Source organism: Pseudomonas sp. 9Ag (assembly GCF_902506445.1).
In the GTDB taxonomy this organism is placed as follows: domain Bacteria; phylum Pseudomonadota; class Gammaproteobacteria; order Pseudomonadales; family Pseudomonadaceae; genus Stutzerimonas; species Stutzerimonas stutzeri_AB.
In genome coordinates, this window is sequence record NZ_LR733836.1 from 767,526 (window position 1) to 783,023 (window position 15,498).

At 57.9% G+C, this 15,498-nt stretch carries 11 protein-coding genes and 1 pseudogene; 8 read left to right on the top strand and 4 right to left on the bottom strand.

Annotated elements, in window-relative coordinates:
• Positions 1–258: 258 nt before the first annotated feature.
• The 6 genes from ALTERO38_RS03525 to msrQ all read left to right on the top strand — a co-directional run bounded on the left by ALTERO38_RS03525 (position 259) and on the right by msrQ (position 6,244).
• A complete protein-coding gene (locus ALTERO38_RS03525; protein ID WP_159967293.1) occupies positions 259–1,983 on the top strand; it encodes an acetolactate synthase 3 large subunit in 1,725 nt (574 codons plus the stop codon).
• Between the two features lie 2 nt (positions 1,984–1,985).
• Positions 1,986–2,477, top strand: a complete 492-nt coding sequence (gene ilvN, locus ALTERO38_RS03530; RefSeq protein ID WP_073298694.1) for an acetolactate synthase small subunit — start codon at positions 1,986–1,988, stop codon at positions 2,475–2,477.
• A 46-nt stretch (positions 2,478–2,523) separates the two neighbouring features.
• Entirely contained in the window at positions 2,524–3,540 is a 1,017-nt protein-coding gene (ilvC, locus tag ALTERO38_RS03535) for a ketol-acid reductoisomerase (protein WP_102836796.1), read from the top strand.
• Between the two features lie 149 nt (positions 3,541–3,689).
• The gene (gene pssA / locus ALTERO38_RS03540; RefSeq protein ID WP_159967294.1) at positions 3,690–4,523 is read left to right on the top strand and encodes a CDP-diacylglycerol--serine O-phosphatidyltransferase; all 834 of its coding nucleotides are present in this window, start codon (positions 3,690–3,692) and stop codon (positions 4,521–4,523) included.
• A gap of 60 nt (positions 4,524–4,583) precedes the next feature.
• Positions 4,584–5,606: a protein-methionine-sulfoxide reductase catalytic subunit MsrP gene (gene msrP, locus ALTERO38_RS03545; RefSeq protein WP_159967295.1), complete on the top strand. Its 1,023-nt coding sequence runs from the start codon at positions 4,584–4,586 to the stop codon at positions 5,604–5,606.
• Entirely contained in the window at positions 5,606–6,244 is a 639-nt protein-coding gene (msrQ, locus tag ALTERO38_RS03550; protein WP_159967296.1) for a protein-methionine-sulfoxide reductase heme-binding subunit MsrQ, read from the top strand. Before msrP ends, msrQ begins: the two co-directional genes overlap by 1 nt.
• An 837-nt stretch (positions 6,245–7,081) precedes the next feature.
• Here the strand turns inward: msrQ and ALTERO38_RS03555 are convergent.
• The 4 genes and pseudogenes from ALTERO38_RS03555 to mksB form a co-directional block, all read right to left on the bottom strand.
• Positions 7,082–7,225, bottom strand: a pseudogene (locus ALTERO38_RS03555) (6-pyruvoyl tetrahydropterin synthase family protein); the annotation flags it as partial.
• A gap of 399 nt (positions 7,226–7,624) precedes the next feature.
• Positions 7,625–10,474, bottom strand: a complete 2,850-nt coding sequence (gene mksF / locus ALTERO38_RS03560; protein WP_159967297.1) for an Mks condensin complex protein MksF — start codon at positions 10,472–10,474, stop codon at positions 7,625–7,627.
• Positions 10,471–11,160, bottom strand: coding sequence for an Mks condensin complex protein MksE (mksE, locus tag ALTERO38_RS03565; RefSeq protein ID WP_159967298.1), 690 nt, complete (start codon positions 11,158–11,160; stop codon positions 10,471–10,473). Before mksE ends, mksF begins: the two co-directional genes overlap by 4 nt.
• Before the next feature lie 95 nt (positions 11,161–11,255).
• Entirely contained in the window at positions 11,256–12,497 is a 1,242-nt protein-coding gene (gene mksB / locus ALTERO38_RS03570) for an Mks condensin complex protein MksB (RefSeq protein ID WP_159967299.1), read from the bottom strand.
• 318 nt (positions 12,498–12,815) lie between these two features.
• On the opposite strand from mksB, the gene ALTERO38_RS03575 reads away from it, so the two are divergent.
• Together ALTERO38_RS03575 and ALTERO38_RS03580 are read left to right on the top strand one after the other, a co-directional pair.
• Positions 12,816–13,913 (top strand): carboxynorspermidine decarboxylase, encoded by a 1,098-nt coding sequence (locus ALTERO38_RS03575; protein ID WP_159969624.1) that lies wholly within the window; start codon positions 12,816–12,818, stop codon positions 13,911–13,913.
• Positions 13,914–13,945: 32 nt separating this feature from the next.
• Positions 13,946–15,184, top strand: a complete 1,239-nt coding sequence (locus tag ALTERO38_RS03580) for a saccharopine dehydrogenase family protein (RefSeq protein WP_159967300.1) — start codon at positions 13,946–13,948, stop codon at positions 15,182–15,184.
• Positions 15,185–15,498 lie beyond the last annotated feature (314 nt).

The window sequence follows — 15,498 nt, forward strand, 5'->3', positions numbered from 1 at the left end:
TTGCTGTTCTGAGAGGCCGCCGCAAGCGAGCCTTTCGCTCAATCATGAGGTGCATACCCGCGCCGACCTGCAACATCCGCAACGCGTTACCTCGCGCTGGGAGGGGCGCCCCGCAACACTTTGGGGCTTCCCTAGTACTCGCTTTGACAGTAGCTGACGTAGTCGGCGACCACCGTCGCTCATGCACTGCTTAGTAGTAAACCTAATTCTGGCCGGTCCGACGCGGAGCGGCTATCTGGCGTTCTAGAGGTGAATAACGTGGAACTTTTATCCGGCGCTGAAATGGTCGTCCGCTTCTTGCGCGACGAAGGCGTTAAGTACATCTACGGCTATCCGGGCGGCGCCTTGCTGCACATCTATGATGCGCTGTTCAAGGAAAAGGAAGTTACGCATATCCTTGTTCGTCATGAGCAGGCTGCTACTCACATGGCCGACGGCTATGCGCGTTCCACCGGCAAGGCCGGTGTAGTGCTAGTCACCTCCGGCCCTGGCGCGACCAATGCCATCACCGGTATTGCCACCGCTTATATGGACTCGATCCCGATGGTGGTCATCTCGGGGCAGGTTGCCAGCAATATGGTGGGCACTGATGCTTTCCAGGAAACCGACATGATCGGTATTTCCCGCCCCATCGTTAAGCACAGCTTCATGATCAAACATCCTTCGGAAATTCCCGAAGTGATGAAAAAAGCGTTCTACCTGGCGCAATCCGGTCGTCCCGGTCCTGTCGTTGTCGACATTCCGAAAGACATGACCAATCCCGCCGAGAAGTTCGAATACGTCTATCCGAAGAAAGCCAAGCTGCGTTCATACAGCCCGGCCGTTCGTGGGCATTCTGGTCAGATTCGCAAAGCGGCAGAGCTTCTGCTGGCTGCCAAGCGTCCGATCATTTACGCCGGTGGCGGCGTGATCATGGGTGGTGCATCTTCGCAACTCACTGAGCTTGCCAAGATGCTCAATCTGCCGGTTACCAATACCCTCATGGGCTTGGGCTGCTATCCGGGAAGCGACCGGCAGTTCGTCGGCATGCTGGGTATGCACGGTAGCTATACGGCCAACCTGGCAATGCATCATTCCGATGTCATCCTGGCTGTAGGCGCGCGCTTTGATGACCGCGTAATCAACGGTGCGACGAAGTTCTGCCCCAACGCCAAAATCATCCACATCGATATCGATCCGGCGTCCATTTCCAAAACCATCAAGGCCGACATTCCGATCGTTGGCCCGGTCGACAGCGTGCTCACCGAAATGGTGGCCGTCGTTAAGGAGATCGGCCAGGCACCCAATGCTGAGACTGTTGCCAGCTGGTGGAAGCAGATCGAGGAATGGCGCGGTAACCGTGGCTTGTTCCCATACGACAAGGGTGACGGCACCATCATCAAGCCACAGGCCGTTATCGAAACCCTGTGTGAAGTGACCAAGGGTGATGCGTATGTGGCTTCGGACGTTGGCCAGCACCAGATGTTTGCGTGCCAGTACTACAAGTTCGATAAGCCGAATCGCTGGTTGAACTCTGGTGGCCTTGGCACCATGGGCTTCGGCTTTCCGGCCGCGATGGGTGCAAAGCTGAACTTCCCTGAAGCTGACGTCGCCTGTGTTACGGGTGAAGGCAGCATTCAGATGAACATTCAGGAGCTGTCGACCTGCCTGCAGTACGACCTGCCGGTCAAGATCATTAACCTCAACAACGGTGCGTTGGGCATGGTTCGCCAGTGGCAGGACATGCAGTACAACAGCCGCTACTCCCACTCCTACATGGAGTCGCTGCCTGATTTCGTCAAGCTGGTCGAGGCGTATGGGCATGTGGGGATGCGCATCACCGATCTGAAAGATCTGAAGTCCAAGATGGAAGAAGCCTTCGCGTTGAAGGATCGCCTGGTCTTCCTGGATATCGCTGTCGATACCAGTGAGCACGTCTACCCGATGCAGATCAAAGACGGCGCCATGCGCGACATGTGGCTCAGCAAGACGGAGCGGACCTGATCATGAGACACATCATTTCTCTGCTGATGGAAAACGAACCAGGTGCCTTGTCGCGTGTGGTCGGGCTGTTCTCGCAGCGTAACTACAACATTGAAAGCCTGACCGTCGCCCCGACCGAAGACCCGACGCTTTCTCGACTGACGCTGACGACGGTGGGGCACGAGGAGGTAATCGAGCAGATCACCAAGAACCTCAACAAGTTGGTAGAGGTCGTTAAGCTGGTCGATCTGTCCGAAAGTGCTCACATCGAGCGCGAGCTGATGTTGATCAAGGTGAAGGCAACCGGCGCACAGCGCGCCGAAGTCAAGCGGACCACCGACATCTTCCGTGGGCAGATTGTCGACGTGACCTCCAATGTTTATACCATCCAGCTGGCCGGCACGACCGACAAGCTGGACAGTTTCATCCAGGCCATCGGTACGGCATCGATTCTGGAAGTGGTGCGCAGTGGTGTTACGGGTATTTCCCGTGGCGACAAAGTGCTGAGCATCTAATACGACTTATCGAATGGCCCGACCGGCCAGCAACAGGGGTAATTCCATGAAAGTTTTTTACGATAAAGATTGCGACCTCTCCATCATTCAGGGCAAGAAAGTCGCTGTCATTGGCTACGGCTCCCAGGGCCATGCCCACGCGTGCAATCTTAAAGATTCTGGCGTAGACGTAACCGTTGGCCTGCGTGCCGGTTCCTCGTCGGTCGCTAAGGCCGAAGCCCATGGTTTGAAAGTCGATAACGTTGCTGCCGCCGTTGCCGCTGCCGATGTCGTTATGATCCTGACTCCCGACGAGTTCCAGGGCCGCCTGTACCGTGACGAGATCGAGCCGAACCTGAAGAAGGGCGCCACGCTGGCGTTTGCCCACGGCTTCTCCATTCATTACAACCAGGTCGTACCGCGTTCCGATCTCGACGTGATCATGATTGCACCAAAAGCGCCGGGTCATACCGTTCGCTCCGAGTTCGTCAAAGGTGGTGGTATTCCTGACCTGATCGCGATTTACCAGGACGCCTCCGGTAACGCCAAGAACGTCGCTCTTTCATACGCATCGGGTGTCGGCGGCGGTCGTACCGGCATTATCGAAACCACCTTCAAGGACGAGACCGAAACCGATCTGTTCGGCGAGCAGGCAGTTCTGTGTGGCGGTTGCGTCGAGTTGGTCAAAGCTGGCTTCGAGACACTGGTAGAAGCCGGATATGCGCCGGAAATGGCTTATTTCGAGTGCTTGCACGAGCTGAAGCTGATCGTCGACCTCATGTTTGAAGGCGGAATCGCCAACATGAACTACTCGATCTCCAATAACGCCGAGTATGGCGAGTACGTAACAGGCCCCGAGGTCATCAACGCCGAGTCGCGCGCCGCGATGCGTAATGCCCTGAAGCGCATTCAAGACGGCGAGTACGCCAAGATGTTCATCACTGAAGGCGCTGCGAACTACCCATCGATGACGGCTTATCGCCGTAACAACGCGGCCCATGGCATCGAAGTGGTTGGTGAGAAGCTTCGCTCCATGATGCCGTGGATCGCTGCTAACAAGATCGTTGATAAGAGCAAGAACTGATCATCGGTATTGCTCGAAAGGACGCGGCCTCGGCCGCGTTTTTTCGTTTTGGCTGTGTGTCTCTGGTATAAACCGGTGTTTGGCCTAGGGTGAACCCGTTGTGCTAGGGCCTGTCGAAATTATTCAAACCTGCTGTAAGGTGAATTTGCATGAGTGAGCATCCCGAAGAGCCGAACAAATCCATCGAAACGGAAAGTCTTCTGCCGATCGACGAGCATATCGAAGAGAGCCAGGACGCCGAAGGTCGCAAGGTTCGCCATCGGGGCATCTATCTGCTCCCCAACCTTTTCACCACGGCCAATCTGTTTGCCGGTTTTTTCTGCATTGTCACGGCTATCAATGGCAACTTCTACGTCGCTGCTGCTACGGTCTTTGTCGCGATGGTGCTCGATAGTCTGGATGGCCGAGTCGCGCGCTTGACCAACACCCAGAGCGCATTCGGTGCGGAATATGATTCGCTGTCGGACATGGTCGCTTTCGGTCTAGCTCCGGCCGTTCTCGCCTACCAGTGGGCGCTGTCGAGTCTCGGAAATGTCGGGTTGACCGTGGCCTTCATCTACGTTGCCTGCGCAGCCTTGAGGCTTGCGCGCTTCAACACCCAAATTGGCAAAGTGGATAAGAAGTGGTTCATTGGTCTGGCGAGTCCTGCCGCTGCAGGGGTTGTGGCTGGATCGGTCTGGGCGGTTTGGGCGCTTGACGAACCGGGAATCCGCGGTCTCGATCTGCCCTTGGCGGTAATCATGTTGTTTGCGCTGCTGGTAGCTGCCGCGGGCCTGCTGATGGTCAGCAACATCAAGTACTACAGTTTTAAGGATCTCGATCTGAAAGGGCGGGTGCCCTTTGTGGCGATACTGATCGTTGTATTGGTGTTCGCCGTGGTGTTCAGTGATCCGCCGCGTATTTTGCTTCTGATCTTCCTCGCCTACGCCGTTTCTGGACCAGTACAGTTCCTGATGCGTCGCCGCAAGCGCGCCGAAAGTTGATTTTTGAGATTATCCGCTGTCTAGTGCTTGTTCATACAGCCTCGGACAGCGGAGTACATCATGCTTATCAAGACGCCGCGTCGCAGTGATTGTCTCGAATCAGAGATAACCCCCGAAGCGCTCTACCTGAACCGTCGTCGGTTCGTTGAGGGAGCGGCTTTCTCAATCGCAGCCGCAGGGCTGCCGGCTATAGCCGAAGCTGAAGCTGAAGCCAACCCGGCGCGCTATGCGGGCGTGGAACCAGCGGACTCGCCCGCTTGGTTTGACGAAAAACTACGACAGGCACATTGGAAAGCGGTAACGGTAAAAAACGAAGCCATTACCCCCTATCAAGATGCTACGCATTACAACAATTTCTATGAGTTCGGCCCGGATAAGGGTGATCCAGCGCGTCACGCGCCGAAGCTTGTCACGGAACCTTGGTTCGTGACGGTCGACGGAGAGGTGGCGAAGCCGGGCGAATATTCGATTGAAGATCTTGTTACGAACGCCGCGCTTGAGGAACGTATCTATCGTTTACGTTGCGTCGAAGCCTGGTCGATGGTCATACCGTGGCTAGGGGTTCCGCTTGCTGATCTGATCAGTCGTCTGGAGCCGACATCCGACGCTAAATATGTTCGCTTTGAGACCTTGGCTCGTCCAGAACAGATGCCTGGTATGCGTACTGGTTTTTCACTGATCGACTGGCCGTATGTTGAAGGCTTGAGAATGGACGAGGCCATGCACCCGCTGAGCTTGGTAGCCGTTGGGATGTATGGACGAGTGTTGCCAAACCAGAACGGTGCGCCATTACGTCTCGTAGTGCCATGGAAGTATGGGTTCAAAAGCATCAAGTCGATCGTTCGAATCAGTTTCGTTCGTGAACAGCCAGCGACCACGTGGGAATCCATGGCTCCGCAGGAATATGGGTTTTACGCCAACGTTAATCCCAAGGTCTCTCACCCGCGTTGGTCACAGGCACGCGAGCGACGGCTTCCGGGGAGTCTGTTTAGTCCAAATGTCCGCCAAACCCAGATGTTCAACGGCTACGAAGAGGACGTCGCGCACTTATACGCTGGGATGGATCTGAGAAAGCACTATTGATGCGCTATCCCTGGTGGAGGTTGTTGCTTTTCTGTTCCATAGCTAGCGTGCCGTGCTACTGGCTGTATCTCGCCGCGGTAGCCGCGCTGGGCCCAGATCCCGGCAAAGTGCTAGTTGATAATCTCGGCCAAGGCGCTTTGGTTCTTCTGCTGTGTTCTCTGGCGATGACGCCGCTGAGGTCTTTGACTGGCTGGTCCGGCTGGATTGTGTTTAGAAGGCAGGTCGGACTATGGGCGTTCGGTTACGCCGTACTTCATTTAGCTGCCTATCTATACTTTCTCTTGGGTTTGCAATTTGGCGATTTTGCTGCCGAGTTGGTTGAGCGCCCATATATAGCGTTAGGGGTTATCGCCCTGGTAGGCCTGTCAGCACTCGCGCTGACGTCAACGCGCTGGAGCATGCGCAAGCTTGGTAAGCGCTGGAAGAAGTTGCACCGCATTGTCTATCCAGCGTTAGTCGTCGCATTGCTTCACATGCTCTGGGTTGTGAGATCCGACGCGGGCCAATGGAGTTTGTACGCCACCCTCGCAGCGATTTTGCTTGCAGCGCGAGTTCCGGCAGTTGAGCGCGCCTTGGTCGGAATCAATGCCAGATGGCATGGCGATCCGTTAGCGAATAAAAACAAAAACAACCGTTGACGTGGGAATCTGAGTGCCTATAATGCGCACCTTCTCCGGCGCAGGCCTTTAGCGAAACCTCTTGTAAATCAAGAAGTTATCGAAAATAAAGGCTTGCACGGATGGCGAATTCGAGTAGAATGCGCCGGGCTGGCAGGGTGGTGGTTTGGCTCTGTTAGTGGCTTCGGTCAGGTTGATCGGAAGCGGTTGAAAGAGGTGGTTGACAGCGGTTTTGAACGCTGTATGATTCGCCNCCGAACTCAGTAGTGAAACGACGCATCGCCGATGGTAGTGTGGGGCTTCCCCATGTGAGAGTAGGTCATCGTCAAGCTTCTACACCAAACCCCCGATCTTCGTAAGAGGATCGGGGGTTTGTCTTTGGGCGCTAAAAAGTTGGGTATCCATCGCTGGGGCTTAAACCCCGTTACACAAGCGGTCGGGCAACTACTCGCAGAGACGCACTGGCTGCAGGCACAAACGGTCAATGCTTACGCGAGCATGCGGAGGCCGCACGAGAGGCAGTAACATTGCATCACAAGCGGAGACGAGCGACGCCAGCGCTAATGAGTCCGAGCAGCGATGACGTGATTGGCGCGCTTAGAAAGGGCGGCCTGAACGCTTTGGACTGAACAAGCCAAGGGTGCATCATCAAATGAGGCCTGGGAGTGAAAACCCATGTTCTCTCGGCTTGGCGCGGTGATACGCATCACACGATGCAAGCGTGAGCGTCGTCAGACCTTCAACGGAATGCGTGGCAAGTAATACGAGGATGGCTCATGGCCGGCAGAGGGCAGTCTCGAAGGGACTAGCCCCTGCTAGCTGCAACGTGTCGCGCAGAGCGCGCTGTCTAAGCGAGCGTCAATCGCCTCGGTACTCGCAACCACTTGTGCAGGTGTCGTGGAGTCGAATTCTCGATAGTTCCGGCAGTAGCGGCATCAGTTCATGCCAGATCCATTTGGCCAAGTTCTCGTTAGTGGGTTTGGCCAGACCGGGCAGATGATTTCAGGCGCAACCGTAGGGGCATGGAAAGGCCCGAATACAGCCTCCAAGCTGCGGGCGCGCGCTTAGAGGACCAAGGCCAAGCGCAGTAGTACGCGGTACCCAAGTGCCGATGACAAGGAGGTTTAGAACACCGTGGACGATCCTCTGTGCGGAGCGATAGCGCCATTATCGGGAGACTAAGGGCGTGCTCCAAAGCGAACTAAGGAAGCGAAAGTATCGGGCGGTCCAGTCGCCAGCAACCATAGCGTAGCTACTCTGACCTCGTTTGCGAGGATGCCTAACCGGCCCAGTTAGCGGACAAGAGACAGGCAGCGCGGACTGGGCTACGAACGCCAGGAAAGACGCCCGTGTTCAATGAGCCAGCCCATCCCAACGGCAGACTGGCTCGCCACCCAGATTTCAGCTGATCGGTTCGGCTTCTCGTACCGCGTTTCGCTCAGCTGCTACATCCGATTGCCCAGCATGTTCGCGCCGCTTGATGTATTTCCAATCCGCTTCGTCTATGTAGATGCCAGTCGGACCGCTGCCGCCTTCCAGGTCGATGGCTACATGGGCCGACACCTGAGGTTTGACCGATGCCAGAATCGGGACGAAGCCTAGTTGCAAACTGGTTTCGATCAACGCTTGCTGGTTTCGCTCGTCGATGTCCGCAGCTTCGTCAAGATAGTAGGGTAGACGTATGCGTCCGGCCTGTTCGCGATCCATTAGGTGCAGCAACAGGTACATGTTGGTCAGCGCCTTGATCGTCATCGTCGTGCCGTTGGATGCCGCGCCGTCGATGTCGGTATGAATTACCGGCTGACCTCCAACTTTGGTGATTTCAAAGGCGAGCTCAAACAGGTCCTTCAGCCCCAGCTGGTTGTTGTTTGCGGCAACCAGGCGCGCCAGATACTCTTTGGCTTCCTCGTTCTTGCTGTCCTGTTCGCTGCTTTGTTGCAGATCGAACACCGACAGCGTCTCGCCCTGCTCGTATTGTCCGGCGCTGTGGATGATCTGGTCGATATGCTTGAGCGCATCCTTGTTCGGTGCCAGGACGATGCGGAAGCTCTCAAGGTTCGACACCTGGCGCTTGTTGATCTCGCGATTGAACAACGCCAGCTGATGTTCGAGGCTGTCGTAGTCGCTTCGAATGTTGCGCAGGGTACGGGCAATGTCGGTAACTGCCGCCCTTCGCGCCTTGGCCAGCGTCAGGGCTTCATCCTGACGATGCGCGTACGCGTTCACCAATAGTTGAAGCCGACGCTCGGGGTCTTCTTCGCTATCAAACTTGGCGACGCCCTTGAGGCGTACCTGGGCGTAGAGCGCTTCGATCTGACCATCGACGCGCTGCAACGCCTGCCAGCTGTCCTGATAGTCGTTGAGCAGCGGTTGGAGGTTATCCAGCGAGTCATCCACTGGGTCCATGAACGGCGTGCCGAAAGGCAGGTCGGCCGGAAGCAGCTGACGGCGACGTAGTGCGTCTTCCAGCGTGCGTTCCTTGGCTTCGAGATCAGCCAACTGCCGGCCAACCAGCTGCAGCTTCGCCGAGAGGTGTTGTACCCGCTCGGTAAACGCATCGCTGGTCCGCTTGAGTTCGTCCTGCGCCGCCTCCGCCTGGGCCAGCTGCTCGAGCTTGCTGTCTTCTTCTGCTGAGAGGGTCTGGCAACGGCGGAAGTCTTCCAGCGCTTTCTGAGCGTCTAGTACCTGTTGATACAGCTGCTCGGCCTGCGCCTTGCTCGCGGCACGGTCGACCGCCACCGAATGCTGGGCCTTGAGTTGTTTCAACTCGCGCTCCAACCGATCCTTCTGATCACGCAGCGCAGTGCGGTCGGCCAGCGCCTGCAGGGCAGGTGGCTCGATATGGGACAGGTCGATGGAGAGCCCAGGCGCTTCAAAGTGTTCACCCTTGAAGCCGTCGAGCACAGCTTCGAGCGACTTGACCCAGGTATCGCCGTCGTCCATGGCGATGCCTTTGTCACCCAAGGGCAGGCTGAACAGTTGGCTATTGAACAGGCGCATCAGACGATCGACATCGGCCTGGGAGAACTCTTCGCGCAGGCGCGAATAGCTGTTGTTGTCTGCATGGTCCAGTTGCTGCCGGACCGACTTGAGGCGCTTTTCCAGGTCGCGCAGACGCTCGTCGAGGTCTTCGCTGGAGAACTGGCGCGCTTGGGAGAGCGCGCCAGCAAGTTCATCGTGAGCATCCTTGGCGGCGAGAAGTTGCTGCTCGAGTACGCGGGCATCCTCGACCAGCGCAAAGCGGTTCTTCAACGCCGAGAGCTCACCTAGCCAGCGCTGAATCTCGCTGATCTCACGCTCTAGGCGCATTAGCTCAGCAGTACCGCCACGCTGTTCATTCTGCAAACCGTCTTGTTCGCGGCGATAATGTTCGGCCTGGATGACCAGCTCTTCCTTGCGGGCGCCGGCATAGTCCTGCCAGGTGCCGAGGAGCGAGTCGAGCAAGGGGGACAGACGATGCAACTTGCCACGTAACAACTCACGCTGCGCGACGCCGGCGGCAAGCGCTTCGACCAGCGGGCCAGCTGCGACCAGTGCTTGATAGTCCTGCTCCATCCGGCGAACGTCGCGGAAGGCTTCTTCGGTGGCAGCGATATAGTCGACGCTGCCCGAGCGCAGGCTGTGCTCGAAGGCGTCCAGGAACAGCTGCTTGAGCTTGGCGGCGGTGATCTCGCGCATATGCAGCAGGTTGATGAACAGCGCACGGAAGGTCTTCAGGCTCTGCTCGCTGGTCGAGCGCAACGGGATCAGCGTCATGTCCAACGGAATCGCGGTATGGCCACCGACCAGCAGCCGGCGCAGTTCATCCGGTTTGGCCTCGTAGGCCTTGATGCCGGCGTGCTCCAGGTTGGCGAACAGCTCACGTTGGCGCAGGCAGGTGCCGTTCTGCTGATAGTGGTCGAGGTCCAGCGAGCCCTGATAGACGAAGAATTGATGGCCGAAGCCACCACCCGGTCCCCGCCCTGCCACACCGATCACGTGCGGGCCATGGGGCAGGGCGACTTCGACGAGGATGTAGCTGGTGTCGCTGGCGAAGTAGAACTTGCGCGACTGTTCCAGGCTGTACTTGCCGAAACTCATGTCCGACATGCGCGCCAGAATCGGAAACTGCAGTGCGTTGATCGATGCGGACTTGCCGAGGTTGTTAGCGCCGTATACAGACAGGGGCGTTTCCAGTGGAAAGATACCGAGGCTGTAGCCTGCGGTGTTCAGCAGGGCAAAGCGGCGAATGCCGTAGCGTTCCTGGCTCATGCTTCAAGCTCCTTTTCTTCAGCGATGGCACGCGCTAGGGCATCTTCTTCGGAATCGTCCGGGCCACGGTCGAGAAGAATGATGTCGTCCTCCTCTTCTTCCTCGGCGATAAGCTGTGGTGCGGGCAGTGGCAGGTCATTGCTGTGCAGGCTCGCCGCCAGGTCGCGGTCCTGCTGAACGGACAGGCAAACATCGAGGAAGCGGTGCATGGGCGGCAGGAAACGGTAGATGCCGTTGCTGTCTTCGGCGAAGCCCAGCTGCGTCAGGCGGCGGATTACCTTTTCCTCCAATTCGTCCTGCGTGGTGACTTCAGCCTGCAGAAACAGGTCGCGGTACTTATCGAGCAGCGCCGGCAGCTCATCACGGCCGAGGGTGCCGCCGTCCAGCACCGCGAGCGGATCGCGACCCTGATCGGCCAAATGTTCGACCAGGATGAAGGTGAACAACGCCAGGCGCTGAGCCGTCTTGTTGACCTGCGCGCCCATCTGCTCAGGGACGAAGTAGTAGAAACCGCGCGGATCGCAGACCAGTTCGAAGCCGAGCGCCTTGAACAGCGCGCGGTACTGGTCCTGCATGTTGGATAGCTGGGCGTAGCACTCGGGCTCGCTGCGCGACAGGTGATAACCCTTGAACAGCTCGCGGAAGATCGGCGCCAGCTGGGTCATTTCTTTCAGGTCGATGTTCATACGCAACTCAGGCAATCATCGTGTGAAACCGCGAAGCGCTTTTCACGAAAATGGGTAAACGGGACGGGCGGCAGGTTGATCGTGCAGTACAAGACTCAACAATCGGCATTAGCCAGCAGCGCGAATGAGCTGAGGCTGACCTGATGCTCGCGTGTCAGGTACTCGCGCCGCTCCAGGCGGTCGCGCTGAAAACGTGCATCGCGGGACAGACGCGAGAACCAGTAGAGCAGCTCATCGGTCGCGCCTTCCGGTTCCTGCTCCAGCAGCCATTGCATCAGGTCAGGCAGCGGCAGCGCCTGCTCGCAGCGGTCGAGCATCTCACGCGCCGTCAGCGGCGACCTCGGTGCGTCAGTCTTGCGCTTGCCGCCTGCCCGCGGAAACTGTGCCGGCTTCGGCTCGAAGCGGGCCAGGGCATAGACGTAGGCTTCGACCTGGCTGGCTGAGCCGAGGAAGGTACTCTGCGGCCGGGTGAACAGCGGCATCGAGGCCTGCGGCACGGCATCGAGGCCTTTCTTGCGGATGGCCGACAGCGCCAGCGCGGCACCACGGGTCACCGCATTGTGTCGACGCGCCTCCTCACGCAAGGGCAGCAGCAGCTCGCGAGCATGACGGAGGGTCAGCTGGGCGGTGCTCTGCATTTCCAGAATCCGCGCATGCGTGCGTAACAGCAGATCGTCGTCGACCAGTTGGCCGAGCCGCTGTTGCTCGCCGAGCAGCTTCATCAGCACCTGTTCGACGCGGTAGACGCCTTGCTCGAAGGCACCGTCAGCCGCGACCAGCTGAATCATTGGCTCGACATATTCATCCCAGGTCGCCAGGACCTCGGCGTAACGCTGACGCAACGGGATCTGCCGATCGCTGGTCTTGGCCCGGTCGGCGACGCCGATCAGCGCCTGCTCGTCGTTGGCGAGCTTCTTCAGTACATCGCGCACACGCATGTCGAGCAGGCGCAGCTGGCGGGCCAGGTCCTGGCCGTCGCGGATCTCGAAGGCGTCCTGGATGTGTCCCGCCAGGCGTTCGAGGTGACGCAGATAGGCTTCAATTTCCAGGCACAGGCCCAGGCGATGTTCGCGGCGCAGGTAGGCCAGGAAGTCATGAATCTGTGCGTTCAGCTCGAAGCGATTCGGGCTTTTCGCCACTGGGGCCAGAATATCCAGACGGATCCATTGATCGAGCAGGGCCGTGATGTCGGTGGGCGTTCCTTCCGGCAGTTGCGCCGCGAGCTGGTGACGGAGTTCGATCAGGCTCAGGGTGCCGGCATCGAAGCGCTCGCATAGCGGCTCGAGCAATGTCCAGTGTTCGGCGAGGGCGCGCAGTACGCGCTTGGGTTCGATCATCGAGGCGCCAATCCAGCCATGAAAAAAGGCGCAAATTGTACTGCATCCCCGCCGGCTTAATGGCAGGCGGAGACGATCGGATGCGCTCTGATCGGCACTCCTGTCAGCAAATGCAACGGTTCACCCGTTCGTCATCGTTTGCGGTTAGTCTGCCGCGCATCTTTGCAGCCCAGCAATTTCGTGGCGACCGAACATCATGAAAGTCGACGAAGTGTCGAAATGCTATTTCGATATGCGTTGGTTACCGGCACAATTCGCCCTTTTTCCAAACGGGAAGCGGTCGGCTTCCTGTCGGCGACCTTTTCGGGGCACGCACACATGATCAAGACGCCGTATTACCTCATCGACAAACAGAAGCTGCTGGGCAATCTGGAAAAGATTGCCTATGTACGCGAGCAGTCTGGCGCCAAGGCGCTGCTGGCGCTCAAGTGCTTCGCCACCTGGTCGGTTTTCGATCTGATGCAGCAGTACATGGACGGTACTACTTCGTCTTCACTGTACGAGCTCAAGCTTGGCCGGCAGAAGTTCGCAGGAGAAGCCCACGCTTACAGCGTGGCCTGGGCGGATGATGAAATTGAAGAGATGGTCGCCAATTGCGACAAGATCATCTTCAACTCCATTGGCCAACTTGAGCGTTTCGAGACCTCCACCGAAGGCACCATTCGTGGATTGCGCGTGAATCCCCAGGTCAGCAGCTCCGACTATCTGCTCGCCGATCCGGCGCGCCCGTTCAGTCGTCTCGGCGAGTGGGACCCGGAGAAAATCGCCTCGGTCATGGGCAAGATCTCCGGCTTCATGTTCCACAATAACTGTGAAAACGGCAGCTTCGAGCTGTTCGACAAGATGCTCGGCACCATCGAGGAGCGCTTCGGCTCGCTGCTCGAGCAGGTTGAATGGGTCAGCCTTGGCGGCGGCATCCACTTCACCGGGGAAGACTACCCACTCGATGCCTTCTGCGCCCGCCTGAAAACCTTCTCCGAGAAGTATGGTGTGCAGGTTTACCTGGAGCCGGGCGAAGCGGCGATCACCCTTAGCTCCTCGCTTGAAGTGACGGTGCTCGACACCCTCTACAACGGCAAGAATCTTGCGGTGGTCGACAGCTCGATCGAGGCGCATATGCTCGATCTGCTGATCTACCGCCTCAACGCCAAAATGGCGCCGAACGACGGCGAGCACAGCTACATGGTGTGCGGCAAATCCTGTCTGGCCGGCGATATCTTCGGCGAGTACCAATTCGATCGTCCGCTGACCATCGGCGATCGGCTGTCGTTTATCGACGCAGCGGGTTACACAATGGTCAAGAAAAACTGGTTCAACGGCCTGAAAATGCCGTCCATCGTTGTAAAGCAGCTCGACGGCAGCGTCGAGGTGGTTCGCGAATTCAACTTTGACGATTACCTGTCCAGCCTTTCCTGAGGCCGGCAGCTAAAAAGGGGTATCAAAAGAAATTGAAGAAGAACGTTCTTATCATTGGGGCAGGAGGTGTCGCCAAGGTGGTGGCCCACAAATGCGCGCAGCACAACGACGAACTCGGTCGTATTGCCATCGCGTCGCGCAGCATCTCCAAATGCCAGGCCATCATCGACAGCGTAGAGGCCAAGGGCGGCCTGAAGCAGCCCGGCGAAATCAAGGCTTATGCGCTGGATGCACTGGATGTTGAAGCGACCAAGGCACTGATTCGCGAAACCGAATCACAGATCGTCATCAACGTCGGTTCGGCTTTCCTCAATATGTCCGTTCTTCGCGCCTGCATCGACACTGGCGCAGCCTATCTCGATACGGCTATTCACGAAGAGCCGAACAAGATTTGTGAAACGCCGCCGTGGTATGGCAACTACGAGTGGAAACACCTGGCCGAGTGTCAGGAAAAGGGCGTCACGGCCATTCTGGGCGCTGGCTTCGACCCGGGCGTGGTCAATGCATACGCCGCCCTGGCGCAGCAGGAATACTTCGACAAGATAGAGTCGATCGATATTCTGGACGTCAACGCCGGTTCGCACGGCAAATATTTCGCGACCAATTTCGACCCGGAAATCAACTTCCGAGAATTCACCGGTCAGGTCTACAGCTGGCAGAACAGCCAGTGGACGACCAACCGCATGTTCGAGGTCAAACGCACCGACAACCTGCCAGTCGTGGGCGAGCAGAGCCTCTACCTGACCGGGCATGACGAGGTGCATTCGCTCTCCAAGCACCTCGAAGTTCCCAACGTCCGCTTCTGGATGAGTTTTGGTGACCATTACATCAATGTCTTCACCGTGCTGAACAAACTCGGCTTGCTTTCGGAGCAGCCGGTACGTACAGCAGAAGGCCTGGAAGTGGTGCCGCTCAAGGTGGTGAAAGCCGTGCTGCCTGATCCCGCTTCGCTGGCGCCTGGCTACACCGGCAAGACCTGCATCGGCGACCTCATCAAAGGCACGAAGGACGGCCAGCCGCGCGAGCTGTTCATCTACAACGTGGCCGACCATGAGGAGGCTTACGCCGAGACGGACAGCCAGGGCATTTCCTACACCGCTGGCGTACCGCCAGTTGCCGCCGCGCTGCTGGTAGCGCGTGGAGAGTGGGATGCGCGGCGCATGGTAAATGTCGAGCAATTGCCGGCGCAGCCATTCCTCAAGCTGCTCGACGCGATGGGCCTGCCGACTCGGATCAAGGACGAGCGCGGCGACCGGGCCTGGGATCAGTAAGCCAGCGACAAGTTGCACGCAAGAACGAAAGGCCCCGCTGCTCTGGCAGCGGGGCCTTTTACTTTGTCCGCGGCGCGGCGGTGGATGTAAAACGCGACATTCACCCTACGTATCAACGTGGGGCCTGGCATTCGTAGGGTGGAAAACCGCGAAGCGTTTTCCACAGACGTTTTTGGCCGTTGATGGCACACGCACCAGTGCCAGCACCACACATGTTTCGTGGTGAAGTAAAAGCGACATCTCCTCTACGAACGCAGCTGTGCCTTCCCGCCCCGTTCATTTCACGCGACAATCCGCAGACAACTGCGCCCCAT

Coding starts and splice junctions, on each gene's coding strand:
- ilvN (WP_073298694.1), top strand. CDS start 1,986: ATGAGACACATCATTTCTCTGCTGATGGAAAACGAACCAGGTGCCTTG.
- ilvC (WP_102836796.1), top strand. CDS start 2,524: ATGAAAGTTTTTTACGATAAAGATTGCGACCTCTCCATCATTCAGGGC.
- pssA (WP_159967294.1), top strand. CDS start 3,690: ATGAGTGAGCATCCCGAAGAGCCGAACAAATCCATCGAAACGGAAAGT.
- msrP (WP_159967295.1), top strand. CDS start 4,584: ATGCTTATCAAGACGCCGCGTCGCAGTGATTGTCTCGAATCAGAGATA.
- msrQ (WP_159967296.1), top strand. CDS start 5,606: ATGCGCTATCCCTGGTGGAGGTTGTTGCTTTTCTGTTCCATAGCTAGC.
- mksF (WP_159967297.1), bottom strand. CDS start 10,474: ATGAGCCAGGAACGCTACGGCATTCGCCGCTTTGCCCTGCTGAACACC.
- mksE (WP_159967298.1), bottom strand. CDS start 11,160: ATGAACATCGACCTGAAAGAAATGACCCAGCTGGCGCCGATCTTCCGC.
- mksB (WP_159967299.1), bottom strand. CDS start 12,497: ATGATCGAACCCAAGCGCGTACTGCGCGCCCTCGCCGAACACTGGACA.
- ALTERO38_RS03575 (WP_159969624.1), top strand. CDS start 12,816: ATGATCAAGACGCCGTATTACCTCATCGACAAACAGAAGCTGCTGGGC.